The 26,805-nt window shown below is 51.8% G+C and carries 20 protein-coding genes; 14 read left to right on the top strand and 6 right to left on the bottom strand.

The window, feature by feature from the left end:
* Positions 1–1,125 precede the first annotated feature (1,125 nt).
* A complete protein-coding gene (locus tag CFLAV_RS36785) occupies positions 1,126–1,260 on the bottom strand; it encodes a hypothetical protein (protein WP_272941462.1) in 135 nt (44 codons plus the stop codon).
* Positions 1,261–1,694: 434 nt separating this feature from the next.
* Entirely contained in the window at positions 1,695–2,168 is a 474-nt protein-coding gene (locus tag CFLAV_RS01075; RefSeq protein WP_007412724.1) for a hypothetical protein, read from the bottom strand.
* Between the two features lie 204 nt (positions 2,169–2,372).
* Between CFLAV_RS01075 and CFLAV_RS01080 the strand changes: the two genes are divergently transcribed.
* Both CFLAV_RS01080 and CFLAV_RS01090 read left to right on the top strand, forming a co-directional pair.
* Positions 2,373–3,191 (top strand): prepilin-type N-terminal cleavage/methylation domain-containing protein, encoded by an 819-nt coding sequence (locus tag CFLAV_RS01080; RefSeq protein WP_007412725.1) that lies wholly within the window; start codon positions 2,373–2,375, stop codon positions 3,189–3,191.
* Between the two features lie 406 nt (positions 3,192–3,597).
* Positions 3,598–4,575, top strand: a complete 978-nt coding sequence (locus tag CFLAV_RS01090) for a ThuA domain-containing protein (RefSeq protein ID WP_007412727.1) — start codon at positions 3,598–3,600, stop codon at positions 4,573–4,575.
* 561 nt (positions 4,576–5,136) lie between these two features.
* On the opposite strand, the gene CFLAV_RS01095 is transcribed toward CFLAV_RS01090, so the two are convergent.
* Together CFLAV_RS01095 and CFLAV_RS01100 are read right to left on the bottom strand one after the other, a co-directional pair.
* Positions 5,137–7,677, bottom strand: coding sequence for a Calx-beta domain-containing protein (locus tag CFLAV_RS01095; RefSeq protein WP_007412728.1), 2,541 nt, complete (start codon positions 7,675–7,677; stop codon positions 5,137–5,139).
* Complete coding sequence (locus CFLAV_RS01100; RefSeq protein WP_007412729.1) at positions 7,658–10,957, bottom strand: M36 family metallopeptidase; 3,300 nt, start codon at positions 10,955–10,957, stop codon at positions 7,658–7,660. Before CFLAV_RS01100 ends, CFLAV_RS01095 begins: the two co-directional genes overlap by 20 nt.
* 445 nt (positions 10,958–11,402) lie before the next feature.
* Between CFLAV_RS01100 and CFLAV_RS01105 the strand changes: the two genes are divergently transcribed.
* From CFLAV_RS01105 to CFLAV_RS01140, 7 genes are all read left to right on the top strand, one after another.
* The gene (locus CFLAV_RS01105; RefSeq protein ID WP_007412730.1) at positions 11,403–13,958 is read left to right on the top strand and encodes a PVC-type heme-binding CxxCH protein; all 2,556 of its coding nucleotides are present in this window, start codon (positions 11,403–11,405) and stop codon (positions 13,956–13,958) included.
* A gap of 177 nt (positions 13,959–14,135) precedes the next feature.
* On the top strand, positions 14,136–14,906 hold the full coding sequence (locus tag CFLAV_RS01115; protein ID WP_007412731.1) for a YIP1 family protein: 771 nt from the start codon (positions 14,136–14,138) through the stop codon (positions 14,904–14,906).
* Between the two features lie 57 nt (positions 14,907–14,963).
* Entirely contained in the window at positions 14,964–16,295 is a 1,332-nt protein-coding gene (locus CFLAV_RS01120) for an efflux RND transporter periplasmic adaptor subunit (protein WP_007412732.1), read from the top strand.
* Positions 16,296–16,358: 63 nt separating this feature from the next.
* Complete coding sequence (locus tag CFLAV_RS01125; protein WP_007412733.1) at positions 16,359–17,015, top strand: ABC transporter ATP-binding protein; 657 nt, start codon at positions 16,359–16,361, stop codon at positions 17,013–17,015.
* Positions 17,012–18,241, top strand: coding sequence for an ABC transporter permease (locus tag CFLAV_RS01130; protein ID WP_007412734.1), 1,230 nt, complete (start codon positions 17,012–17,014; stop codon positions 18,239–18,241). Before CFLAV_RS01125 ends, CFLAV_RS01130 begins: the two co-directional genes overlap by 4 nt.
* 5 nt (positions 18,242–18,246) lie before the next feature.
* Entirely contained in the window at positions 18,247–19,527 is a 1,281-nt protein-coding gene (locus CFLAV_RS01135; protein WP_007412735.1) for an ABC transporter permease, read from the top strand.
* A 168-nt stretch (positions 19,528–19,695) separates the two neighbouring features.
* A complete protein-coding gene (locus CFLAV_RS01140) occupies positions 19,696–20,541 on the top strand; it encodes an alpha/beta hydrolase (protein ID WP_007412736.1) in 846 nt (281 codons plus the stop codon).
* Between the two features lie 76 nt (positions 20,542–20,617).
* Here the strand turns inward: CFLAV_RS01140 and CFLAV_RS31550 are convergent, their stop codons facing one another.
* A complete protein-coding gene (locus tag CFLAV_RS31550) occupies positions 20,618–21,055 on the bottom strand; it encodes a hypothetical protein (RefSeq protein ID WP_150107204.1) in 438 nt (145 codons plus the stop codon).
* Positions 21,056–21,263: 208 nt separating this feature from the next.
* Here CFLAV_RS31550 and CFLAV_RS01150 point away from each other — a divergent pair, with 208 nt between their 5' ends.
* Entirely contained in the window at positions 21,264–21,686 is a 423-nt protein-coding gene (locus CFLAV_RS01150; protein WP_007412738.1) for a hypothetical protein, read from the top strand.
* A 557-nt stretch (positions 21,687–22,243) separates the two neighbouring features.
* Positions 22,244–23,602, top strand: coding sequence for a chloride channel protein (locus CFLAV_RS01155; RefSeq protein ID WP_007412739.1), 1,359 nt, complete (start codon positions 22,244–22,246; stop codon positions 23,600–23,602).
* A gap of 464 nt (positions 23,603–24,066) precedes the next feature.
* On the opposite strand, the gene CFLAV_RS36030 is transcribed toward CFLAV_RS01155, so the two are convergent.
* Positions 24,067–24,345, bottom strand: coding sequence for a hypothetical protein (locus CFLAV_RS36030; protein WP_202796814.1), 279 nt, complete (start codon positions 24,343–24,345; stop codon positions 24,067–24,069).
* A 3-nt stretch (positions 24,346–24,348) separates the two neighbouring features.
* Here CFLAV_RS36030 and CFLAV_RS01170 point away from each other — a divergent pair, with 3 nt between their 5' ends.
* The 3 genes from CFLAV_RS01170 (at position 24,349) to CFLAV_RS31555 (ending at position 26,354) form a co-directional block, all read left to right on the top strand.
* The gene (locus tag CFLAV_RS01170) at positions 24,349–25,356 is read left to right on the top strand and encodes a TetR/AcrR family transcriptional regulator (RefSeq protein ID WP_202796815.1); all 1,008 of its coding nucleotides are present in this window, start codon (positions 24,349–24,351) and stop codon (positions 25,354–25,356) included.
* Positions 25,357–25,502: 146 nt separating this feature from the next.
* Positions 25,503–26,003 carry a DUF4372 domain-containing protein gene (locus CFLAV_RS01175; protein ID WP_007412742.1) on the top strand — a complete coding sequence of 167 codons (501 nt, stop codon included), beginning with the start codon at positions 25,503–25,505 and terminating at the stop codon, positions 26,001–26,003.
* An 18-nt stretch (positions 26,004–26,021) separates the two neighbouring features.
* Positions 26,022–26,354 carry a hypothetical protein gene (locus tag CFLAV_RS31555; RefSeq protein ID WP_007412743.1) on the top strand — a complete coding sequence of 111 codons (333 nt, stop codon included), beginning with the start codon at positions 26,022–26,024 and terminating at the stop codon, positions 26,352–26,354.
* Positions 26,355–26,805: the final 451 nt, after the last annotated feature.

Consider the following 26,805-nt stretch of genomic DNA (forward strand, 5'->3'; position numbering starts at 1 on the left):
GAGATATTTTGAGCCGTTTGCAAAATGCGGTGGTAAAACGTTAACTTGAGTTGAAGCCGTTTTCCAATGCACTTTGGTATTAAGCGGGTTTTTGTCTTCATGCAGTTGCTTGTAGCGACCAACCCTGGCGGAACAAGCAACCTTTTAAAGCTCAACATTCTATCAACAAGGCTCTCCGCGCTCTCCTGCGTCGGCTCATCATAAAGCCCGGAGCGGTGCAGCACTTGGATTTGGCATCGGATACCCACACACGGCACAGAACCCGTCGAGGATTTTGGTCTTATGTTCGCGGCCACTCCGTTGATGACGTCCGTGAATGTTGGCTAAATACTCCCGCCTGGCAGCTAAACTTATATTCTCTGGCTCGGTAACCATGATTATGTGTCAACGAATGGTTCAGCCTTCTGGCAAAACTCCTTCCCGGTATCCTTTTTCTTGAGGCAACTCGGTCCTCCTGAACACCTGAATCGTCTCCGGATTATGAACTGAGGATGGTCTAGGATCCTTGCCGATGGCAAAAATGGCGTTCAAAGAATTTGAGTTTATTTCCGCACAATTCCGCACACGGAGCGTTCGTTTTTCTTCGTTTGTTTTCGGGATGAGAATAAAGCGGAACATCAAATATAACCAACAATAGCAAGCAAATGGTAACGATTCGGCCAGAAGTGAAAAAATTCAAAAACAGGGTTCGATTCCCGTTAGGGTCGCCATTTTTTCTTGGGCGGTTCTTCACTTGCTCGACATTTCCGACATCGATTACGACGACGACGACTGGCTTTCCTGATAAGATTCCAAAAACTTTTCCGTTTAAGGCCGGACATGGAATGCTGTTGTGATCAAGCACCCGTTTTTGAGACAATTGTTCGAGGTTAAAATGAAGCCTTCGGTCGTGCATCATATCTGGGGGATGCTTTTAAACTGGCCCGGAGCAAATCAAATGTTAGGCTGGAAACGTGACAGGTCTTGTAATTACACGGATTGCCAGTCGGCACAGCTGTCCTGGCCTGTTATACCGAATGCCAAAATTAATTTCCGAAATGGGGAAAAGAAACAGAATGAATGAAGGAAATAAATTTGAGGAAAATGGAGACTGAAAAGTCATGGCTTTGGGGACAAGAAAATTCATTAGTCGTTGGCTGCAGGGTGCTTTTGATTTGAGGCGGCGTTGTCGCCCTGGTCGCTATCTACTGATAGCGCCTGCGGGCTCCGCCTTGCCTCAAACCAAAATCCCTCCTGCCATTCGGAAATTTCTTTCGGCATTCGGTATAGAATATGCAGCTTAAAAATCTTTCTTCTGCGATTGGGAAATCCTTTTCCGACGAAGAATTACTGTCTGAATTGAAGCGAGTCCTTTCAGAATATCCTGACGCCTTTCCCGTTCCCGGACTTTGTTCGCCCGGTTGGTCATTGAAATTCAGCATGGCACCCGGGATTTTATCCCTTCAGTGTCACCGCATCGGTAACAATATTTTGAAAGGTTATATTCAGGTCCGATTCACGGAATTCTTACAAAGGGATTGCCAGGACGTAATGATTGAAGACGAGCGTTCCGGCACGCTTAAATTTGTGTTAAACTGCACAAATGGGGAAATAGAATTCAGTGCAGAACCATATTCGGTTCGCGAGTATGATCCGGAAGAGTTTTGAGTGAACCCCGCGTAATGTGCGGTTCCGAGTCGATTATTCTCCCCAATTTATTTGATCACAGACGGAGTTCCATAAAAATTGGTTGTCCCGGTCTCGTTGAAATTTTGGAATTGGCGGTCTTTACCTCCGATCCAGGCCTCTCTTAAAACCATTCCGTACGGGGTAAACTTTTCACCGGTGTCGCGAGTAAACTCATTCAATGTAATGGAAACCGTGTCACCAGGGGTGACCATGCCAATATGGTGGCTATAACCAGCCGGGGGCGCATCGCCAACATAAACAACCATGTCGTTGTCCCAGGAATAACTGTTCTCGTTTCTTAGAGCAACGATGGGCCCTTCAAAGTGCACTTCCGCACGAATAGGTTCTAAAGGCTTCGAGGAACTCATCACCTGAGACTTACCCTCTCGGGCGTAGAAAAAAGCTCCCATCATAATGCCACCGCAGAGTACGACTAAGAAAATCAGGGCAAGATAGAAATTGCCTTTGTGATCCGTTTCTAAAGGAGGAGGTGGTGGCATGTGAACTTATTCAACCGGGTCAATTTTTTTCGAGATTAGACAGGCTTTTTGGAAGCAAGTAAAGCCGCCATTTACATTGGAGACCAATGACGGAACAGCCATTTCGTAGAACGGGTGAATGGTGGAGAAAACAGTCTGGATTTCAATCCAACCGCATCTCTTGCACTTGCACCTCGCTCGTTTATCGAGTAACCATGGTTTCACATGAACTACCCCAGTCAAAGAAGCGGCAATACCCGGGGATGGTGTTTTTCGATTCCTTCACGGGCATTCACTTTGATTGAACTCCTGGTGGTTATTGCCATCATTGCCATTTTAGCGGCCATGCTCCTGCCAAGTTTGGCGAAGTCGAAGGGCAAGGCTGAATCAATAGCGTGTAACAGCAACATCAAGCAACTCTCACTTGCCTGGTTTCTTTACGCTGATGATAACTATGATTTGCTGGTGAATAACCACGGCAAGCCGGAAACCACTGCCCGCCGCGATACCTGGGCCAATAATGTGGAGGATTGGGATAATAGTGATGATAACACCAATACGATCTATCTGACTGAGACCAAATTCGGGCCATACGACAATCGTTCCCCAAAGATTTACAAATGCCCATCAGATCGCGAACCGGCCGCAAATGGTCAGCGCATACGTAGTATGTCAATGAACGCGATGGTGGGTGATCCCGGAGAGTTGACCAATAGATTCAACTCCTTGTATCAGCAGTTCTTCAAAATGCCCGAGATTCAGAGCCCGTCCGGCGTTTTCGTGTTTCTGGATGAACATCCCGATACGATCAACGATGGTTTCTTCGTCAACGGCCTTGATGATTATCAGTGGGGCAACCTGCCGGCCTCCTATCACAATGGTGGCGCAAACTTCTCCTTCGCTGACGGACATACCGAGCAGCATCACTGGTTGGTGGCGGATACCATGCGTCCACCCACAAAAGGAGCAGTTGGTGGAATTATTCCAGCTTCTCCCGTTACGGATTTTGAGTGGTTAAAGCAGAGAACGACCTATAAGCGATAGGGACTGCAAGTATAAATTTTGAAAGCTCGTACTTCCCATTTGCATTCCGATTATGCTACTCTCGCGCCGAACAAAGTTTTCCGTGTGGGCCGACGCCCTGTTTGGCGTCGGCCATTTTTTTGGACTCACAATCTATAGATGGCAAGGGAGGAATGATTGGTCAAATCAGTCCTTGAGCATTTTGAAGCTTTCCTTCACAGCGCTGGCGGCAAATAAGTTTTCACCCGTGAAATCTCCGCTAAGATCGTTGGCGGTCTGGAGCTTTTCCAGGAGAAGTTACAAATTTCGTCGGTTTAGCAAGAGTTGGGTAAGAGAATGATACCAGACTTGAAATTTGTTCGGGAGTCTGATTAGCTTGGGTCGATCAAGATTCCAAATCGACGCATTACCAATCGATATTTTTACCATGAATAGACGTGAAATGATTTTTCGTACTGGAGCTGCTGCCCTGGGGCTCGGTTTGGCGGGTTGGACTACATCCGCTGGCGCAAAGCCCAAGGTAAAGAAGGTCCTCTTCTTCACAAAATCCTCAGGCTATGAGCACTCAGTCATCAAACGCGTCGATGGCAAGCCCAGTTTTGCTGAGAATATTCTCTCCGAGCTTGGTCCAAAGCACGGCATCGAATTCACCTTTTCCAAGGATGGCAGTCTTTTCAATCCGGAATACCTTGCTCAATTTGACGCTTATTTCTTCTATACCACTGGCGACCTCACGAGTGCGGGAACCGATGGCAATCCACCGATGACTCCGGAAGGCAAAGCCGCCTTCCTGAACGCCATTAAGAATGGCAAAGGATTCATCGGCACTCACGCTGCCTCCGACACCTTTCACACGGATGAATCCGGCCCTACAAATGTCCAGGATAGGTCACCGAGATACCACAACTACGGAGAGAATGCCGATCCTTATGTGCGCATGCTGGGGGCTGAGTTTATTATTCACGGTAAACAGCAAAGTTCCAAAATGCATATCGTAGATTCGAAATTCCCGGGTTTAAAAAAGCGTTCTGAGGATTTTGAGTTAACAGAGGAGTGGTATTCGCTGAAAGATTTTGCTGATAACCTCCACGTTCTGCTGGTGCAGGAGACTGGAGGGATGACTGGCGAACCTTACGAACGCGCTCCTTATCCAGCAACCTGGGCACGCATGCACGGCAAGGGGCGTGTTTTTTATACTTCAATGGGACATCGTGAGGATGTGTGGACAAACCCTATTTTTCAGGAAATCCTGTTTGGCGGGATTGATTGGAGTGTTCGGAATTTAGACGCCAACGTAAAACCCAATATCCACAAAGTCACGCCCCAAGCCATGGAACTGCCACCGCAATCGAAACCTGTTTCCGGAGAACCAAAGAAATCCAAGGCCGATAAGAAGAAAGCTTAAATGGAAATCAGATTTGGAGAGCCTTTGGAAGTTCCATACCGATTCTACTTATAGCGGTAGGGCCGGATTTTACCTATTGGGACTCGAGGCTTGTGGGATAAAGAGGAGACGGGTTGGTTCAATGACGTCTGTCGCGCATTCGAGCCTTATGCCGTGACCGGTTTTGAAGTTCTTCCTTCAACCCTTCGATATTGTGTCGTATCCGCTTGATCATTCTCGAAACAGGATTGCCATCGCGGTTACCGCGTGAAGACCTTCCTCGCCCATGGCTCTTTCCCCGCCGGAACGCATCAAAAATTAGGATACAAATGAAGGCAAGTGCGATGGCGCCAGCAATAAATAATACCAGCTGGGTATCTTGGCTGCTTAATGAATAGCCTGAATTTTCCATTTGGTTGGCTAGTAGTCTAAAAGGCTTAAAACTATCAGGAAACTAATATGAAAAAGACCAGCTTCTGAAAAGACGCCGGCCCCGTTTCGATCAATTAGTATTCAACCGCAAACCGTTGCTACTGTCAAGAAATAGGCAATTCTTTTGGGAGGTATTCACAGTGGCTCCGCTCAGGGGACCAGTTGGATACGGTAAAATCGTTCGAGTGAAAGTCCGGAATTATCACACTTTTGGGCCATGGGACTGGCTGCTGTTACCAGCCCGGGCAAATCCAGCCAGGCCCCATAAATCGTATTCTTGGATTGGACGCGGTAGGTCATTCCAGGAATTGCAGTCCAACTGATGCAAAAACCGGCGCCATTGAGGGCGAAGGAATTAATTTGAGGGCGGGGAGCCACAACCACGGTGAAGGTTCGCGAGGCGGTTAGATTCGGTGATCCATCATCCGTGACGAGGACTGTAATCGAATTTGTCCCTTCATTGGCTTCACTCGTCAGCCATGAAAAAAATCCATTCGTTGCCCCGATGCCTGCTCCCGATGGTGCCCCAGCACCCAGGCTGAAAATGAGGTGATTGGTCGGAATGTCGCCATCCACCGCAGTGGCTGTGAAGCTGACCAGGCTTCCAGCGTGGACGGTTAGATTGGAGATTATTCCGAGACTGGGAGCGCTGTTCACTTCATTTACAGTAATGGAAAATGTCTTCGCATCACTTCTTGGCGGAGAACTGTTCTCACTTACCCGGACAGTGATGGCATACAACCCGGGGCCTTGGGCTTCGGTGGGTGTCCAGGTAAAAATGCCAGTTTGAGAATTTATCTGTGCTCCGGCGGGCGCGCCTGCATCCAGTGAGTAGGACAATGGCACGTCAGAAAAACTCGAACCAGTGGCTGAATTGGTATATACAAAAGCAGTGAGTTCATTGATTACCGCATTGGGAATTCCCGCCAGGATAGGCTGCTTGAGATCATCATTGAGAATGATTCCGGTTGCCTGTGCCCTTGCAAGCACAGCATTGGTGGGATTGGACAGCACGATAAAGAAAGTTTCATCCGGTTCATTGTTGGTATCTCCCTTGACCCGTACGGAAAACGTCTTGCTGGTCTCGCCCGGGTTGAATGTAAGCGTGCCATTGGTGGTGGTATAATCGGCAGGCGCATTTGCGGTTCCATCCAGCGTGGAAAAGCTTACGGAGACAATCTGGCCATTATTTCCAGCCAGAGTAACGGTAAATGTCGCGTTGGTTGTTCCCGAGTTGCCCTCCCTCAAACTCACGTCATTTATGAGGAGAGTGGGGAGGCAGCTGAAGCTCCATATCGGCCCGGGTGTCTCAGAAGCTCTTCTGGCCACGATTTGCCAATAATAATTTTGAAAGGCATTTAAATTCGAGAGAGTGCAAAAAGTATTGGTAGTGCTCCCGAACAAATCAGGGGCTCCCGGCAGCGAATTTGTACTGAGGTATATATCGTATGTAGTTAGAGGAGGGTTCGCGGCACGAATACTAATTTCATCCAGATGGAGATCAAAAAAATCCTGGCTGGCATCGACCACAAAGGCCACACGGATGGCCTGGCCTTTATAGGGTGTGAGATCAGCGCTCCTCTGCGTCCATTCAGCCAATGCGAGGTCACCGGCCTCGGTTTTGAAGGGGACGGCTAGAATCACATTGTTCGTGTTTCGAATCTCGACGCGGAATTGCTGGTTCGTATCAAAGGAGCCGTTAAAATTTCTAATCATATCAACCCAGCTCAGGGTCACAGACGGAACATTGGTTGGCAACCATATGTCCTGGGAAAGCTCTAAAAATCCTGGAACAGTGGACTGTTCTCCCAGCAGGCTGTAGCCCCCTGAAAATGGTGCACTGACAATATCACCACTGGCAGGAGGGATCGTGCCATCTTCGACCAAAAAGGCTGCGTTGGTGTTACCGGTGGTTGACCAGCCTGTGAGATCGCCCAATTCAAATGTGCCATTAACCAGTTGTTCAACACCTTCACCCACTCCGGGGCGCCAGCTTAATTGCACGAAGACAGGGTTGTTGGTCGTGAGATTTGGTGGATTTAGATAAATCGGAAGAGGCGGGGTTTGGCTATCGATGATGGATACTGAAGCACCGACCGTGGCAAAGCCCATGGCGCTGGCGGTAACCTGCACAGATTGGGTCCCGTTGGTCTGAATGTTATTTGGCAGGATCAGGTTGAAAAATGCCGAGGTTTGGCCACTTGGGATGGTTATCAATGCAGGCACCTGGAGTTTGGTTGTGTCACTCGAAGAAAGTGAGAGACTGAGATTTGTCGCGACTATGCCCTGAATCAAGACCCTCCCGCCGTTGGTGATTGTTCCATTGCTTTGCCGTGCTTGAGCGGGGAGTTGGAGAGTTAGATTGGTGTTTTCGTCATCATGGATCAGCACAGCGGCAGTTCCATCAATCCAGTTCGCTACATGCGCTGTGAGGAGGATGCTACGGTCCCAGTTTATACGCGTGTCATTGAGGATCGTGGCGGTGAAAACGCTTGATGTTTGGCCGGCAGAAATGGTGATGGAGGGCGGAATTTGGATTGTGTTCGTATCGCTGGAGGCAAGGCTGACAGTGATGTCGTTGTCCGGCGCAGCGCTCGCGTTGATTATTCCCTGAATGGTTCCGTCTGCTTCCGAAGCACTGCCAGGCAGGATGATTGACAGCGTGGCTGATTCATTGTCCAACACGTTCATGGAGTTGGTTCCGCTTAAGTATCCAAAGGCGGATGCTTCGATCGTTACCGTTTTGGTTCCATCCAAAAGAGCGTTGTCGATGGTGGAAAGATCGAATCTCCCATTCGTCTGGCCCGCCCGAATGATAACTGTTGAAAGGAACCGTGGCTATTGACGTGTCACTGGAACTCAAACTCACGGTAATATCAGAAGCTGGCGCATGTGCCAGTTTAACTTGTCCAGCATTGGCGATTAGGCCATCTCCTTCTGAGACAAAATCGGGAAGCACCACAGACAACTGGCTCACGCCAAGAAACTCGATATCATCAATGTTCCAGCCCGAGTAGGCAAATGCGCCCGCATAAGTTTCGTAATTCCAACGCACGTAGAAGGAGGGCTGATTATCCGCGTAGGTGGAGATATCGAATCGTTGAGAGGTCCAGGTCGAATCCGTGATTTCCCCTGAATCGTTGGAGAAAATGGAAGTCCAATCAGAACCATTGTTCGAAACCTCCACATTGGCGAAGGCGTAAGGCGGATAATCTGAGTTTAGCCAGCGTTGAAAACTCAGCACCACGCTGCGATCACTGGAGAAATTAAACGGCCCGGCTGTCAGTTGATAGGGGCCGCCGGCATTCGTCGCATAATCTCCTGCCAGGTTGACTCCGAAAACATTTGTTCCCGTGGCACCTGCCGTTGGATCGTGATTACCATGGTTTGTTCCTCCCATCCCTGCTGGAGCTCCAAAAGCCCATTGTCCTTCCCGACTCCAGCCCGGATCGGAATCAAGCGGGAAAAAGTATAGTCTGGGTGGTGAAATGGTCAGGTTGAAGTTCCGAGACTGGGTGAACCCGGTGTTCAAGTTTGTAAATGCAACGACCCCGCTGTAGGTGCCGATGTCAAGATTGCTGGCGACGGAATTAAGTGAAATTAGAATGTTGGTTGAGCCACCGTTCGCAGTCAGTTGACCAGTGGTCGCGGAGAGGTTGACCCACGCCATGTCCGTCCCTGCCGCCCAACTCATAAAATTGGTGCCGGTGTTTATCAAGGTATACATTTGGGAAGCAGGACTGAAGAAACCCGTTACGTTGCCACTCCCACTAAAGTCAGAGGGTGGGGTGACGAGAAGATCATCCGGGACAATGTAGGATTCGACGATGCCTGAAGTCGTGGTGCTTGCCGGGGCAGAGGCATTATAACCCATTCCGCGTTTGGCAAACGCCGTCCAAAGTTCGTGGTAATTCGCGCCACCATTATCCACCAGATCTGCCTGTAGAATGGCGTCGCGCGCCTGAATAAAATTGGGGTTGGCGGGTGTCAGATTCAGCGCATCTGTGAGGAGTTGGAGAATCAGGTGATTGCCGTTGTTGAATCCGTACTTCCTGATCAGGTTCGCGCGCGCATCCCAAAGGGTAACGCACCAGATTTCTCCCATGTTATGAATCTCAGTAGGAGAGTTAGGCATGGCAGGGTTTCGTGGCACGCCGGTATGCGCGCTCGCGAGCCCCGGATCTATGTCCTGCAACGTTTCGGGGCTTTTGGTGATGTCAGTGCTGTAAGGGTAGCGACGAATTCCGTAGTAATAATTCTCCTGCAAACCAAACAATTGGTAGCTCACATAGGCACCTTCGGGATAGTTGGCATTCAGGCTATCGCCTGCCTTACTGAGCAACGCCAGACTGAAGAAGTCTGACCAGCCCTCGCCCAGACCACGGGATTGTAAAGCGCTGATGCCCACCCCGCCGCCGACCAGGCGGCCGCTTAAGCCGTGGGTGTATTCGTGAACCATCACCTGCGTGTCCAGGTCTCCGTCCCGGTTGGGAGATGGGCCGTTAAAAATATATATTTGCATGCGCCCAGGCAGGCCATCGGGAGGCGTTGAGAAATTGGCATTGTTAAACCCGCTGCCGTCCTGGGCATCAGCCTGGACGGCGTCGTTGCCCGTGCCACCGCGACCGAAGTTATTGATCTGAAAATTGCCGGCTGCCTCCGTAAAACCAAACTCGTAAAGTTTGTCGTGCATCCAATTGTTCCAGTAAAACAGGTTTACGACGCACGCGTCACCGTATGCCACAGGATCCTGGCTAAGGTCCAACGGTATGTCGAAAACACGAAAGGGCGAGCCACGCGGACGAGGCAGGTCGGGAAGATTGTCAGCATCCCTATCCAGATGAGCATCCACGTTGTTCCCGGAGGTTTCGTTATCCCCATCATTGATCCAGCCATTGGGTGAAGCGTTTGTATTGAATGCGTTTGTAACCACGAGCACCCGCGAAACGAGGGCGGGTTGATTCGTGGAAGGAACTGCATAACCGGGAGAAAATGGAGTTGGGCTGTCGGTGGTAAAAACGCGATATGAGGCATTGCTTATGTTTTCCGTAAGTTTATGACGTAACAATGCTTCTCCAGATTGGGCATCAATGAGTATTTGAAACATTTCCCCGCGGGCCCTACTCATCAGGATCACCTGCCAGCAAAGTCTCATGGATTGGCGATTCATCGGAAGCCAGACCAGTCGAACATTTGCATCGCCTTTGAGGGGGCCGGCTTTAAAGGATTGATGCTTCTCAAAACCGTCTGGCTTTACACTAGTGTTCGTAAGTTCGGATTCGCCAAGAGTTCCACCCAAATTTCTAAAGGCTTTGATCACGGCCTGGGGCGGGGTAATGGGCGGGGTTGTTTGGACCACTTTACGGTTCGGCGTGCCGACGTCTGCCGCCGTGCCAACCGCGGGGATAAACTGGCTCGAGATGCTGACCAACTCGTCGCGCCTGGTCACGTGAGAAGTCAACAGGCCGTCGAAAACTGGAATGCCATCGAGGAGTTGTTCCCAGGTAACCGTATGAAGCCCATTGTGCACGGTAACAAAGTCCCGTTTGATTCTGGCTTCGTTCAAAACCTCTGGTCCATGGTCAAAAAGGTTCGTGTGCTCAAGCAGAAAAGCTTTGGTAACCCGATAGGCGTCGTTTGTGGAAAAGCGGGCCATGGTAGCGGGGGAAATTGTGCGCCCCTTGCCGTCGGGACCTGACAGAAATCCCTTGGTAGAGCTGATCCATTTGGGAGTTTGCAAGATTTCGTCCAACTGAATGTTAACATCGGGCAATCGTGTATTGAATTCAGCGATAGCCTGGTTTTGGCGAGTTGGGGCTTTCGCAGGCTTGGCGGTTGATTCCAACCGTTTATCGAAATTGGCAAGTTCAGTTTGGGAGTCCGGGAGAAAGGCGAGGCAAGGCAGCAGGCTCAAGAGCATGAACACTCCGATAAGGCTGGCTCTCTGCAGTATTGTCGGTATGCGCTTCATTTATTCACCGGCGCAAACCAGTCCCGGTAGATAAAACTTGTAATACGTACCTGTAGCTCAATCCGGTGAAAGTGCCAAACGAAGAGATTTTGTTCTTGCTGGTGCGGTCCTTCAGCTCACCGAATAAGTCCTTTTTGCAAAGGCATGAACAGGCCACGGGTAGAGCCCAGATAGGCACGACCTTTAACCGAAGTGAAAATCGAAATCCCAATTTAATGACTTCCGTCGATAAAAGGAAATTCGTAGAGCAAAGTCAAATCACAATAAACAATAAGTTGTTATATTTATGGTTTTCAGAGCTTAATCAACTAATCCCAGCCTTGGCACGCACAGGGGACCTGTTTAAGGTTTACAGAAATCAGGTGTGAAATAAATACGCATACGGTTTGATTCGTCCAAAGCAGCGTGCTAAGAATTACCACCAGCGAACCATCATAGGCTAAAAATGCTTTTAAGAACTCTGATTCCTTGCTTATTTCTGGCGTCTGCGGTTTATGCGCAGCAGGGCGACCGGCCCGGTGAAGTTCAGAACCAACCTGCTTTTCCCATCCCTCCTGCTCCCGTATTGTCGGCGGATGAAGCTCTAAAGACATTCAAGCTGGCTCCTGGATTCAAAATCCAACTGGTGGCCAGCGAACCGCTGGTCCAGGACCCCGTGGCTATTGCGTTTGATCCGGATGGGCGCCTTTGGGTCGTAGAGATGCGGGGATATATGCCCAATGTGGATGGCTCGGGTGAAGGCGAACAAAAGGGTAGAATCGTCATCCTGGAGGATACAGATGGCGATGGGAAAATGGATAAGAGCACGGTATTCGCGGACGACCTCTTTCTGCCTCGCGCCATTGCTCTCGTTCGTGGAGGCGCATTGGTGGCTGAGTCGCCCAAGCTCTGGTTCCTGCGCGATACCAATGGAGACGGGAAAGCCGATGAAAGAATTGAGGTCGCCAAGGACTATGGAAACAGGAACAGCCCGGAACATGACGCCAATGGGCTTTTGTGGGGCTTGGACAACTGGATTTACAGCGCCAATTTTACAACCCGTTATCGGAGTCTCGAGGAGGATTGGAAAAAGGGCCCTACCGCCTTTCGCGGGCAATGGGGAATTTCGCAAGATGACTTCGGTCGATTGTTTTTCAATGCCAACGAGGACCAATTAAGATGTGACCTCGTTCCATCCGCATATTTATATCGCAATCCCAATTATCGCACGCCGATGGGGATTAATTTTCAAGCCATCAAGGAGCAGTCTGTCTGGCCGGTTCGAGTGAATCCGGGAGTAAACCGTGGTTATCGTCCAGGACAATTGAGGACGAATGGCACCCTGGCAACCTTTACCGCAGCCTGTTCCCCACTGGTTTATCGGGGAAATAACTTTCCGGCGGAATTCCATGGCAATGTTTTCGTCTGTGAACCGGCGGGCAATTTAGTTCACCGGGATATCCTTGAAGAGAAAGATGGGGTTATCAATGCGAAGCGAGCGTATGAAAACTCCGAATTCCTGGCTTCCTCGGACGAACGCTTCCGGCCGGTCAATCTCAGCGTGGGGCCGGATGGAGCCTTATACGTTGTGGATATGTATCGCGGCGTGCTGCAGCACCGCATCTTTGTGACCAGCTACTTGCGCCAGCAGATTTTGTCGCGCGGCCTGGAGAAGCCGGTGGATAAGGGACGCATTTATCGGGTTGCGCACGAAGGAACGCCGCTGGATGCCAAACCGCATCTTGCCAAGGCCAGTTCGACGGAATTGGTTCAGTATCTTTCTCACGCGAATGCCTGGTATCGAGAGACAGCGCAGCGTTTGTTGGTTGAACGAAATGATGCTTCCGTCGCATCGGAATTAAAGAAACTCGCCACGAACGCCACCAATCCCGTGACACGAGTGCACGCGCTTTGGACTCTGGATGGCATTGGGCAGTTGGACGAGCAGACCTTGCTTGCCCAATTGAAATGCCAGTATCCGAAAGTCAGGGCGACAGCCATTCGGTTAATGGAACCATTGTTTAAGTCCGAAGATCGGGCAGAGGTGCTCACTCGTCTCAGCGAGGCAGTTACCAATGATAAGGATGCTGACGTGCAGATCCAGTTGGCGCTGACTTTGGGTGAAGTTGCCGATCCTGTTGCCGAGCAGGAGATGTTGGAAATCGCCAAGCAATCTTCAGGCATTCCGTTGGTGCGGGAAGCTCTGATCAGTGGCTTGGTCGTGCATGAGCTTGAATTCACGGAGAAATTGCTGGCCGATAAATCCTGGGAACAGAAACAGCCAGGACGGGAGGAGATGCTCCGCAGCCTGGCACAATGCGTTTTTACCGAAGGCAAAACCAAGCGCATCGAGCAGTTGCTTGGCCTGGTCGCAAAGCAAAATGAAACCTTCGCCTGGCGGCAACTTGCTCTTCTGGATGGCATGACTACATCGGCTCCCGCCAAGGGCAAAGGCAAGTCGGTTGTCAGGGTGAAGCGGATCAAATTCGCAGCCGAACCTGCCGCATTAGCGGCATTGAGCAAGAGCGGTGATGCCAAGCTGCGCGACCGTGTCGAGAAATTGGCTGAACTCATAACCTGGCCGGGCCAGCCCGGATATGAACCCGATCCTCCGGTAGTTCCTCTGACCGAAGCTCAATTGGTCTTGTTCAATTCAGGCAAAACCTTGTTTGAAGGAACATGTGCCCAATGCCATCAACCGCATGGACTTGGGCAGGAAGGCCTGGCTCCGCCGCTGGTCGACTCCGAATGGGTTCTGGGACCGGACAAACGCCTGGCTCGCATTGCGCTCAACGGGGTTCATGGACCACTGAACGTAAAAGGGCGCAAATATGAAATGGATATGCCTGCTTTCGGCAGTGCTTTCACCGATGATCAAGTCGCGGCGATTTTAACTTATATCCGCCGGTCATGGGACCACTCGGCCAGCGCCGTCACGCCTGATACCGTCAAAGCCGTCCGCACTGAGACGGCAAAACGTGAGGAAGCTTGGAGCGAGAGTGAGTTGTTGAAAGTCCGCTAAGACAACCTCTTCCCTGAATCCAGTCGGGATATGTCCGGGCTGGATTTTTGTAATGAAGCAATTCGACGTTACTTGACATTCGAGTAGCATTTCTCCACGTTTGGGCTGACGAATGACTCACTGGTTGCGCTGCTACAACCATTTTACTAACTGAGAGGTAGAAAAACTCATTTCATTATGGAACAACTGTCGTCTTTCGAGCCGTCCGCGCCTCCACCTGCAGGTGCCAGCTCATTGCTCTCCCGCTTGCTCAACGTATTCGTCAGTCCGACTGAAGTGATTGATGAGGTGAAGGCAAGTCCTCCCAGGAATTCAAATTGGGCGGTTCCTTTGCTGTTGTCCATAATTGTCGGGATGATTGCATCGCTGGTAATCTTTTCACAACCCAAAGTGTTGCAATCTGTCAAGGACGCACAGGAAGCCCAGTTCGAGAAAATGATCAAGGCCGGACAGATGAAACGTCAGGATGCAGATCGGGTGGAGGAAATGACGATGAAGTTTGTGAAGTATGGAGCGGTTGTGGGAACTTTCGTTGCCAATGTGGCATTCCTCTTTCTTGCCGCTGCAACCGTATTTTTAGTGGGGAGATTTGCATTTAAATCCTCAATTAATTTCATGCCTGTCCTGGAGGTGACGGGGTTATGCAGCATGATTATGTTACTGGGAACGGTTGTAGCCACGTTACTCACCGTGATTTATGGCAGTCCTGGGATGACGCCGGGGCCGATTCTTTTCGTGGGGCACTTTGATCCACAAAATAGACTTCATTTAATCCTATCAGCGCTTAATGTGATGGCGTTCTGGCATATAGCAGTTTTGGGAATCGGCCTGTCACGTCTTAGCGGTGCCTCCTGGTTGAAGTCCACGTTGTGGCTTTTCTGCCTCTGGGCCTTGCTGACACTGGGACCGGCATTAGCATTAAGCCTTATTAAACACCCTCAGGGGTGAGGCAATCGCGCATTTTAATTGCAACGAATATCGCAGCATCCGGTCTAAAGGAAACAAATGGCCAATCCGAAATCGAAAAAACGCAAAAAGCTTTTAGTATTTTCTCTTATCCTCCTGGCGCTGATCGGGTTGACTGGAGTTGCCGTTCTGAAGAAGAAAGAGCCGATCATCACCGTTCAAAAGGAAAAAGTATCCCGGCGCAATCTGACTGAACTCGTGGTGGCCAATGGGAAGGTCCAACCGGTGGTGCAGGTAAAAATCAGTCCGGAGGTGAGCGGGGAAATCACCGACCTTCCCGTGAAGGAAGGTCAATGCGTCAAAAAGGGTGATTTGCTCGTAAAAATCAAACCCGACAACTACACGGCGAGCCGCAATTCCGCGGATGCGAATTATAAATATTCCGTCGCCAACAGCAACACCGCGTGGGCGAACCTGCAGAAGGCGGAATTGGAATACCAGCGGAATGAATCTTTGTTTAAAACTAAGTTGATTTCGGACTCGGCATTTTTGGAAGCCAAAACCACCTATGACGTGGCCAAGGCGAACCTGGTCGGCTCGATTCAGCAGGTGGAAATGGCCCATGCTTCGTTGCAAAAAGCTGAAGACGATCTGTCCAAAACCACCATTTATTCACCCTTGGACGGCACGATTACAAAGTTGAATTCCCAACTGGGCGAACGGGTGGTTGGGACGGCAATGATGGCTGGCACGGAAATCATGACCGTTTCAGACCTTAACGCCATGGAGACGCGGGTTGATATTGGTGAAATTGATGTCGTGCTTATCCAAGTCGGGCAAAAGGCGCGGCTGGATGTGGATGCTTTTAAGGATCGCAAATTCAACGGCACGGTTACTGACATTGCCAACTCATCGAAGAATTCCTCCAATGCGACCAGCAGCAGTTCGACGGAGGCGACGAAATTCGAAGTTAAAATCCGGATTGATGAAAAGGAACAATTCCGGCCTGGGATGTCAGTGACGGCAGAGATAGAGACCCGATATCGCACCAATGTTATTACCGTACCGATCCAAAGTGTAACGACGCGTTTTCCAAAAGGCACCCCAACGAATTCCGTGGCGCTGGGCAAGGATGATGCTCACGCTGCCAACTCCAGCGTCAATAGTTCCACGCCGGCTGCGGAGAAGAAGAAGCTCGCCGAGGCGCCCAAACCCTCGGAGGTCGTTTTTCTCGTGGATGGTGAACGTGCGAAGATGGTCCCCGTAAAACGGGGTATCAGCGATGACAACTATGTTGAAATTACCGAGGGGCTAAAAGAAGACCAGCAGGTTGTTTCAGGCGGTTACAAAGCCATTAACCGCGAGTTGGAGGAGGGCAAGCAGATCAAGGCAAGCGAGGCCAAGCCCGAGGGTGGAGCGGAGAAGAAGTAAGGTTCGGCAACCTTAAGCATTGTGAGCCTGATTAAACTTAAAAACGTCGCCCGCAGATATCAGATGGGGCAGGAGACGATTCACGCCCTGCGGGATGTCTCCCTGGTGATTGGACGCGGTGAATACGTTGCCATCATGGGGCCATCAGGTTCCGGGAAATCCACGTTGATGAATTTGTTGGGCTGCCTGGACACTTCCACCTCGGGCGTGTACGAGCTTAACGGCACGAACGTCAGTGAAATGGACGACAATGAACTGGCGGAGATTCGGAACCGGGAAATCGGATTCGTTTTCCAAACTTTCAATCTGCTGCCGCGCTCCAACGCATTACGAAATGTTGAACTGCCGCTGGTCTACTCGGGAATCGACTCGGATGACCGGAAGCAGATGGCTTTGGAGGCACTGACCAGTGTCGGTCTGGGTGATCGTGTGCATCACAAGCCGAACGAGATGTCTGGTGGCCAACGCCAACGCGTAGCCATCGCGCGCGCCCTGGTCAACAAACCTTCGATCATTCTCGCGGACGAGCCGACCGGTAACCTTGATTCAAAGACTGGCGAGGAAATCATGGCGTTGTTTGAGAATCTATCGCGAACTGGCAATACAATGCTGGTTGTTACGCACGAGGAAGAGGTCGCGAAACATGCCCGCCGCATTATTCGCATTCGGGACGGGCTGATTGCCAGTGATGAAATCGTGAGCAAAATAGCCGGGGCATGAATCTTTTCACCGAGCTTAGAGAGGGCTTCAGTTTTGCATGGGATTCAGTCCGTGCGAACAAGATGCGCTCGGCACTGACGACGCTCGGAATTGTTATTGGCATTGTGACGGTCACGTTGATGGGGACGGCCATCAATGGAATGAATGATGCGTTTCACAAGAGCATCTCGGTTTTGGGTGCTGATACTTTTTTCGTTGGCCGGTTTAGCTGGTTGGATCATAGCGAGGCGGATTGGTTGAAAGCACAAAGGCGACGTGAGTTTACTTTGGCTCAGGTCAAACAGGCTGCCAGGCAACTCACCATGGCTCGTGCGGTTGCGCCCTATGTGGTGATGGGACAACCGGTCGTTTATAAATCCCGCAGTTCGAGCCGCGTCATGGTGATTGGCACAACGGACGAGTATCTGATTACCAGTGGTTTTTCCATGGCCCAAGGTCGTTATTTGACAGCTTCGGAATCTGAAGGTGGACGGCCCGTCTGCGTTATCGGCAATCAAGTTGCCACGAATCTTTTTATTGGCGAGAGTCCGATTGGAAACAAAATCAAACTGGGAGAGCGTAATCTGGAGGTGATCGGGGTTTTGGAAAAGCAGGGAAGTTTTCTTGGCATGGAGAGCCTTGATAATGAGGTGATTGTTCCGGTTCAGCAGTTTCTGGTTGGCTATGCGCGCAATCCAGACTTTCAAATTCAGGTCAAAGCCAGGGACATAGGCTCGATTGAAGATGCGAAGGAGGAACTGCGGGGAGTGCTGCGCAAGGTCCGCCATATCGCTCCGGGTGATCCCGACGATTTCGCCATCAATCAGCAGGAACAATTCGTGACCATGTTCAACAAGGTGGCGGGTACCATTGGACTGGTTGGATTACTTATTACAGGGTTGTCCCTGTTTGTGGGCGGCATTGGTATCATGAACATCATGTTTGTATCCGTGGCGGAGCGGACGCGAGAGATCGGCGTTCGCAAGGCCATTGGCGCGAAGCGAAGAACCATACTGCTTCAATTTCTCATCGAAGCCGCCACGATTTGCACCCTGGGTGGTTTGATAGGAGTGGGGATCACTTATATGATCACGCTAGGGGTGAGCCGGTTTTTACCGGTAAGTCTATCGTTACCGATCGTTGCGGCGGCACTTATTGTCTCGATTTTCACAGGGGTTATTTCCGGATTTCTGCCAGCATGGCGGGCGGCGCGCATGAATCCGGTGGATGCATTGCGAAACGAATAACACGCATGGATAATCCCCGAAATCCCAAACGTTCGATGCTCGCCACGCTGACCAGCGAGGCTCGCGAAAGTTTTGTGATGGCCACGACCGCGATCGCGGCGCATAAGCTTCGTTCTGCACTCACGCTCTTAGGGGTGATGGTGGGAGTGTTCTCGATTATCGTTGTGATGACCACGATGCGAGCCATGCAGAAGAAGATCGAAGCCGATATGGATGTTTTGGGTGGCCATACCTTCGTGGTGCAGAAATGGCCGGGAGTTTACTTTGGCGGCCGCGAAGGCATGGAGAAATATTGGCGTCGCAAGGACCTGACAGTGGCACAGGGATTGGATTTGAAAAAACGGGCCACACTGGCCGGAAGTGTCGGCCTGGAGTTGAGTTCCACTGCCACAGATGTTTCTTCCCACGAGGCGAAAGGCCCGCCGAACGTCCACATCAATGGTGATACACCGGGCAGTTTTCCGGCACAAAACTGGACCGTGGAAGAAGGGCGGGGCTTGACCGACTCCGACGTCGATAGCGCGAGGGACATTTGCATTTTAGGAAACAGTCTCTCCAAGGACCTTTTTCCCATGGGGTCGGCAGTGGACCAAAAGATCAAGCTCAACGGCATCAATTATACGGTCGTCGGCGTGTTGGAATCCAAAGGCACGATGCAAAATGGCAACCAGGATAATTTCGCCATTATTCCCATCACCACGTTTCAAAACCGTTACGGCGGACGACGCCAGAGCGTTGGGATGTTTGTGCAGGCTTCGGATCAGGCGTCGTATGATGAAACGGTGGAGCAGGTGCGGGGAATTCTCCGGACCATTCGCAAGGTGGAGCCGGGAGCGGAAGATGATTTTGAAATAGTTTCCAACGACTCAATGCTCCAACAAATCAACACCTTTACTTTCGCCGTGCGGTTGGGCGTCAGCGTCATCAGTTCCATCGCGCTGATTGCCGCCGGGATCGGGATCATGAACATCATGTTGGTTTCGGTCACTGAACGCACACGGGAAATCGGCATCCGTCGCGCCATCGGGGCGAAGAAGCGGAACATCATGACGCAATTCATCATGGAGGCGGTGGTGCTCTGTGAGTTTGGCGGCCTGCTGGGAGTGCTCGTTGGCGTCGGCGCTGGAAATCTGGCGGCGCACCTGCTCGAAATGCCGGCAGTTATTCCAGTCGATTGGGTGATTCTTGGGCTGGTGATTTGTTCCGTGGTTGGGGTTGTCTTTGGGACTTATCCCGCCTACAAGGCGGCGAATCTGGACCCGATTGAGTCGTTGCGGTACGAGTAGCTTTAAGGGAGGCAACCTTGCCGAGGCGGGGAAAATTTGGAGTCGCGCAGCTTGTGCTTGTGAGGCCAGGGCATTTCCGATAGTGTTCTAAAATCACTGAGGATCGCTGGCTTCATTCTTTCCGGGCAGCGAGAGATTTCGAATCGCAGGCAAAATAACGGGCAAACTATGAAATTATTTACATTCAGCGGGATCTCCAGCTCCATTACAAATGTCAATAACGGCGATGGAATAAAACAGTTTGCGCAGGATATTATCTCCGCCTTTCCCGGCACACCGCCGTCCTATAATCCCACCGATGGCACCGGGCATTTTCGAAGCTATGTGAACCTCTTAAAATTGCTCGGAGAGGTGGAGGATGCTGTGCAGTTGGACGGAAGCGAGGTTTTGAATGAAGAGGCGGAAACCCTGGCCAAGGATTATGCGATGGCGATCAACAATGCCATGAGCGCAGATCCAAAGGAGGAGGTCCTGATTTTGGCGCACAGCCAGGGGAATAACAACATGGTGTTCGCGCTTAAATACCTGTTTCAAAATGCTCCGCAGTTTTTTGAGAGTCGCGCGGTGAGATGCGCCATGTTTGATCCGAAGGTTGGGGCGAATCATGTTGAGGAGTTGATTACTCAGGATAAGGAGATGCATCTGGAGTTTCTATTCTTTCAGAGTGAAAACGACATACTGGGAGACCAATCGATGTTCATCCCGAAGTTCATTGATGAATTTCCGCATGGCAACCACATCTGGGTCCGGGGCACTGACCATACCTCCATTCGCGAATGGAAGACGTTTTCAACCGAACAGTCCTGGATGATCCTGGAGGAATTCCAGGAATTCGAACGCGAGGTCAACAAGGAGCGCATTGATCTGCAGAGGGAGTTTGGCGCTCATCTGAACACGGTTTATCTGGGCAAACTGCAGGCGTTCAAGAGGGATTATGAAATGAACGATGACAAGCTCGCGCCAGCGTTGCTCGGTTTCCTGCAGGGGAAACTTCCGAAGAAGTTTCTTTCCTGAGCAGGAACGAGCCGGGGAACAATTAAAGCGGTAAGTGTGGATGCTCGAGCGGGGTTATTAAGGGATCGCGGAGTCATTATCCAAATAATCCTTCAAAGAAGGACGGTCTTACAAAGGTCTCGAAGGTTTCCTTTCGCGTTTCATCGTGCCGGTAGCCGGTAATCTCGGCTGCAAGCGAAACGGGGATATCAAAAATGAAATCGCAATCGTCCTCTTCTTCCTGTTGTTTCGTTAATCGGTCCCGGATGGCTGCAAAACCTAGTGGCAGTTCACCCTGCGCCTCCAAATGATGGAGAGACTCCTGCGCATCATGGGTTACCGACCAGACCTCCTGGCCGTTCTTCCAACAAGCTGCCTTGCTTACCATGACATGTTCCTCGACAAAACATGCGACAACCTCGGCTGCCTGTGACAGTTGCTTTACCTCGGCATCGGTGAACTCATGCCTTCCGTGAATCACCAGAAACCAGCCACTGGGTAACAATCCGCCGTGATAGCTGGAGCGTTGGTACACTTTGCCAATGCTTCGTAGACTGAAGTGCTTAAGGATCAGAGTTTGTTCTTTGCCTCTGACTGCGAACCAAGATAACGACGCGCCCATACAGTTTTCATGAAAGTAATACGGGTATCCGTAGGTAACTTGAAAGCTTTCCTTTTTGGTTTTTGCTTGCTTGCCTTTGATTGACGGAAGTCTAAAAAATGGTGAGAATTGGGTTTCAAGGATGCGTAAAAGGAATTACATCGTTATCGGTTTGTTGGCGCTGGTTTTGGGGCTGGCAGTGATTGCTCTTCGGGCGGTTTCAAAGCCGGATATTGTCACCACGGATGGGAATGTCCCGATGGCGGCGGCTACGAAGATGGCTCGGGTGGCAAAGCAAGAGTTCAGACGTCAGATTATTTCCAGCGTATCCTTGCGCGACTATAAGTCGCTTCCGTACCATTGGCGTCGCTATTTTCGCACTGCAAAGGTTTTTGTGGGAGTTCATCCAATTGACTCCGAGACGACGTATAAGGTGGTGGTGTGGAATGATCCGCGATCCTACGAATATGTCACCTATCAGATGAAACAGGAAGGTAAGGGGTGGACCATAGTGAGCGAAAATGGCAGTCCGGCGATGCCGGTGTTTAATGGCGGGAAAAGGTAGTCGAAGGTGGGAATCGGTTGGGTAATCTTCCCTGCATGGCGAGCAACATGGGCCTGCGTCTGGAACTATCCTTACCCGGCCCAATCGCTCCAAACAGGATTGAAAACAGTGTAAAAAACTAGGACCCTTTATTAAAAGCTAATTTGGACAGTAGTGCCATTTTCAATACCCATATCGGCGAAAAAATCCTTAAACCACCTATGGCCCGCAATTAACCTAAATGAGGCGACAGTCCGATTCCGACTCTCGCCTCCAATTCCAAGCAAGCCTTGGACAAGGAGTTACAAATTCACAGACCTCAAGTGCCAACAAAAGTGCCAGCAACCATTTGAATCAGGAACAACCTGACAAAAGTCCGCAAGTACTCAGGCACGACTTGCTGAAAAGCAGGGAAACACCCAGTCGACCCGAAAGTTCGCCTCCTGCTATCCTTCCACCATGCTTGGTGAGTCCGAAAACCAATTCCCCCCCACCCGCGCAGCGCTGAGTACGTGCGGCGCGCAAAAGCAAATCCCTATCATGAACCATCGAACTCCCAGTTTCATCGTGCTACCGCTATGAGAGATGTGACCGCGTCCTCCGCAGGCTCGTCTGTGCCTTCGACGGTTGCAGTTTCCACGCTGGGTGCAGTGTTCGGAGGATCGATTGCGGCCTTGCTGGTCGTTGGGTTCACGGAGATGCTCAAAGCGATGCTGGCCGTGGTCTCCAGACAAAACGTCTGGGTACTGATCCTCGTGCCGCTGCTCGGATTGGCGCTCTCCGTTCTGGTGCTTTACCGATTAGGTTTGAGCAGCGAAGAGCAAGGTTTGCGGCGTCCGAAGTGGGCCAAGTGGAGAACCTTTCCGCCTGACGCCGCCCGTTCGCACCTGACCGACGATATGGTGTCATCCGCGGGTGTTGAGGAACGCTTTCCGTGGCCCCTGGTACCGATCCGGCTGCTGGCGATCTGCGCCACCGTTGGCTTCGGCTGTCCGATGGGGACCGAGGCACCTGCGGCTTATATGGGGGTTGCTACGGGCGCAGCTCTCGGATCTCGCTGGCGCCGTCTCATTCGGCCTGCAGCCGTTGGGGGTGGCGCGGCGGGTGTCGCTGTGCTCATGGGAATACCGCTGGTTGGCACCGCGTACATTCTTGAGCTGGGTCGACGCCATAAAGCTCCGCTCAACGTCGAACGGGTAACGGCGGCACTTGTGGGAGGATTCGTCGGATGGCTTTTGAACATTTGGCTTGGTGTTAACCTGATCCGCCTCGTTGTCCCCACGGAACCGCCGCACAGCTTTTATCAGGCGCTGGTCACGGCGTTGCTCATCGGTGGGCTATCCGGCTCGATTACTGCGCTCTCGGGAGCAGCCATCTACCGAGCGAAGGCTTGGAAAGCCAGCCCCATCATCCGGCTCGCGCTTGGCGGGCTGGTTTTGGGAGCGTCCGCACTGCTGATCTCGATGATAGCCTCACCTGAGGCCGCCATAGGCCCAGGCGGTGGTGCGATCTCATGGGTGGAGACCGCGACGGGGACAGCGGTGCTTACTGTGCTTGCCGTTGACGTGCTCCGCGCAGTAGCCACCACGGCGACCGCAGCGGCGGGAGGATGCGGCGGCCTGTTCGTGCCATTTCTGGCAATTGGCGATCTGGCGGGGCGAGTGTTCGCACCGTCGCTTAAAATACCCAGTGATCTTGCCGGCGCGGCGGGCGCGGCGGGCGGAATCAGCGGAGGCTATCACCTGCCTTTCACCGCGGCGGTGTTGGTTCTCAGCCAAGGTGGCCCTCACCTCGCGGTCCTGACCTGCCTGGCAACCGTTATCGTTGCAGCCTTCGTCGGCACGGGCTCAGCAAAGATGCTGGACCGAATCCTGTCCCTTGGCCGCCCGAGTGCTGCAGAAAAGCCCATTATGGAGCAAGATCCGTACAGCTTCTGATCCTCCGATGCAGTCTCAATGCTCGCGCCCCGCTGTTACGCGGGGCATTTCTTTTTTTGTTGGACTCGTGGCTTCACACTGTCAGCAAATACGTCAGCAGAGGTGTTGGCAAAGTGCTGGGTCGGGTAGTGGTGGTGTAGTGCTTGACTCAATCGCAGAATTGAGCATTTTTAGCCCAGAAAACGCGCTTGAGGCGACCGATTCCGACCCTCGCCTCCAAGCTAGAAGGCTTGATTGTACTGCGGAAAACTAAGGTTGGAATGGCCGCTGTCAATAAATCGGCGAGCGTTCCAACAATTCGCCACTACTTGCCGGAACTAGCTGAAACTCGCCAGAATGCACGTTCATAAATATAGTTCGTCCCGAAATCGCCGCGCGCATCGCGTGGTATTTGTCTGCATCAACCCGGACGACACGGCTTGGGGAATTGACGTTCTCCATGGCGATCTTATCAGACATCGGCATCACCAGGTGACCTTCGGTCGTCGGAACCCCATCGCGGCCCACGACAACAACAATCTGGTCATGAATGCCAGCGAATGGGCGGGATAATTGGGAATGTCGTCCGGCAAAGTGACGCCCGACGGACGCTCACTGGTGTTGACCCGCATCTGCGGCGACCGCACCCCGGCGGGCAACCGAAACCGGTACACGGTCAGCCAATGCCCTTGGGTGAAATCCAGGAACATGGGCGCGTTGCAGCACGTAGCCACGACACGGCGGGTCTTAGAATCGGGCGTCAACCTATGTTCTTGCAGGTACTGTCTGCCCCGAATGACCGTCACGCGATCCTTTCGGTACAAGCAGTACTCGGTGCCGCCATCCGCACCGACCGTTCGCGGCGCGCCGTCTGCGCGCTCGAACTCATGCCCTGCGGCTTGGCAGTTCTCACAATAGCACACCGCACTTATGATCGGCGCACCAATTACCTCAATGGCAGTTTGACCGCATTGGCAACTGGCGAGGCAACGTTGCTGGTTTTTTTCCATGTTCTCGTCTCGATGTTCAAGACTGGACTGTCTAGTCCATATTGTCAAGCTAGTGGTCTTGGGTGTAGGATGAGCGACATGCAGAACGACCCCACAACGCAAACCACTTTAGATCGGTCGGAACAGAAGCGTCATACGGTTCTTCAATCGGCGGAAGAACTGTTCCTGACTCGTGGCTTCGACGGCACCAGCATGGATGAAGTCGCAGTCCATGCCGGCGTGTCGAAGCAGACCGTTTACAACCAGTTCGCCAACAAGGCGTCACTGTTCGTCGAGATCGTCCAGTCCATGACCGCGCAGGGGACTGAGCGTGTCCAGACAGAGATGCGCGAGCCAAAAACCTTGGCGCAGGTCGCTGCAGAACTGAGCGGCCATGCCGAGCGTTTGCTGACGATCGTGATGACCCAAAGCTGTGCGATGCGCCGTCTCGTGATCGCGGAAGCAGATCGCTTCCCGGAGCTGGGGCGGGCGCTTTACGATGGCGGCCCTGGCCGGGCAATCGCGGGACTGGCAGTCCACATACAGCGGTGGGCGGATCGCGACCTGCTGTCGGTCAGCGACGCGATGGTCGCCGCCACACAGTTCAACTGGCTGGTCATGGGGGAACCCGTCAATAAGGCGATGTTCCGCGCAGACTATGTCTTGTCGCAAGCTGAGCGGGGCCGGCATATCGAGCAAGCCGTCCGCTTCTTCATCGCGGCGTACCGAATACAAAGCAAGCATAAGCAAACGGAAGGTATGACTAAGCAGGGCGTAAAATTTTGAAGACACTGGCTTTCAAATCGGCTACGGCCTTTCGAGATTCACTGCTGTCCAAAATAGAATTTAGAAAGTGAGTGAAAAGGATCTCCGTCTTTGATGAGAATGAGGGTGAAAAGTGAAACCACAAACCATCATCAAGGGAGATCCAAATGATTCGCACCGGGAGTTTATATACCCAAATCCTTTCCCTGTTTCAACGTTCCGATTTCGAGCGGCATGCGCGTGAGTTAAAGTCCGATTACCGGTCCAAGGGTTTCAGCAGTTGGGATCAGTTTGTCGCGATGTTGTTCTGCCAGCTGGCTCAGGCCCGCTCCTTGCGGGAGATTTCCGACGGGCTCAAATCCTGCGAGGGCCGGCTCAAGCATCTAGGGCTGGAAAATGAACCCAGGCGCTCCACTCTTTCCTATGCCAATGTGCACCGGCCATGGGAACTCTTTGAGCGGCTTTTTCGCGATCTGCTGGCGCAGTGCCAGGCCCTCAGTCCGAAGAAGAAGTTCCGGTTCAAGAACCGGCTGCTCAGCCTGGACAGCACTACCGTTGACCTGTGCGCGAACATGTTCGACTGGGCGCGCTGGCGCCGGACCAAGGACGCGGTGAAACTGCACCTGCTCTTGGATCATGAGGGTATCTGCCGATTTTCGGGCACGTGACCGAAGGCCAGGCGGGAGATGTCAAAGTGGCCCAAACCCTTGATTTTCCAAGGGGAAGCATCGTGGCGCTGGATCGCGGCTACACCGATTACCACCTCTTCACCGACGCGGGAGGGTGTGTTCTTCGTCACCCGGCTCAAAACCAATGCCGATTGGGCCAGGGTAGAATCACTGGAAGTGCCCAAAGGTGGAAAGATATTGCGGGATGAAATCATCCGGCTGCAGCGGTTTGTGGCCGGGCGTCCCGACCTCGATGACCTGCGCCGCGTCGTGGTCTGGCTGGTGGTGTGGAATGATCCCAAATCGTACGACTTTGTGACTTATCGGATGAAGTCGGAAGGTGGAGGATAGAAAGTAGTGAGTAAGAGTGGACAGGCGCTACACGTATTCACTAATGGGAAAAAGTAACTGCGACCCGACACTCGTAAGGTGTATGCGTTGGCCGGACGAGATTAAGATTTTTGCGGCTTTCCCAATCGATGACTCCTTTAAAGTGGGAGAGTTTTTTTTGCGGGTTTGGGGGTGGAAAGGAATTGGCCAGTGATTAGAATTGGTTGAATTGGATGTGGTGGGTGGCGGAGAAAAAGGCAGTCTTATACCTTCATGTGTATGGTAGGTTTCTGTTGACGCATGCTCGCATAAACCATACATTCGGGGTGTATGTTGAGTAAGCCCTTATCAACAAGGAGGGGTGCGGTGATGCTGAAAGCACTCCCGAGGAGCATTTTGACTGGAAAAAGCATCCGTTGGCTGGCGGAGAGGATATTATTTCGTTTATACCTCAGGCCGGGTTCGGAAGGCC

Origin of the sequence: Pedosphaera parvula Ellin514, assembly GCF_000172555.1 — a bacterium.
Taxonomy (GTDB): domain Bacteria; phylum Verrucomicrobiota; class Verrucomicrobiia; order Limisphaerales; family Pedosphaeraceae; genus Pedosphaera.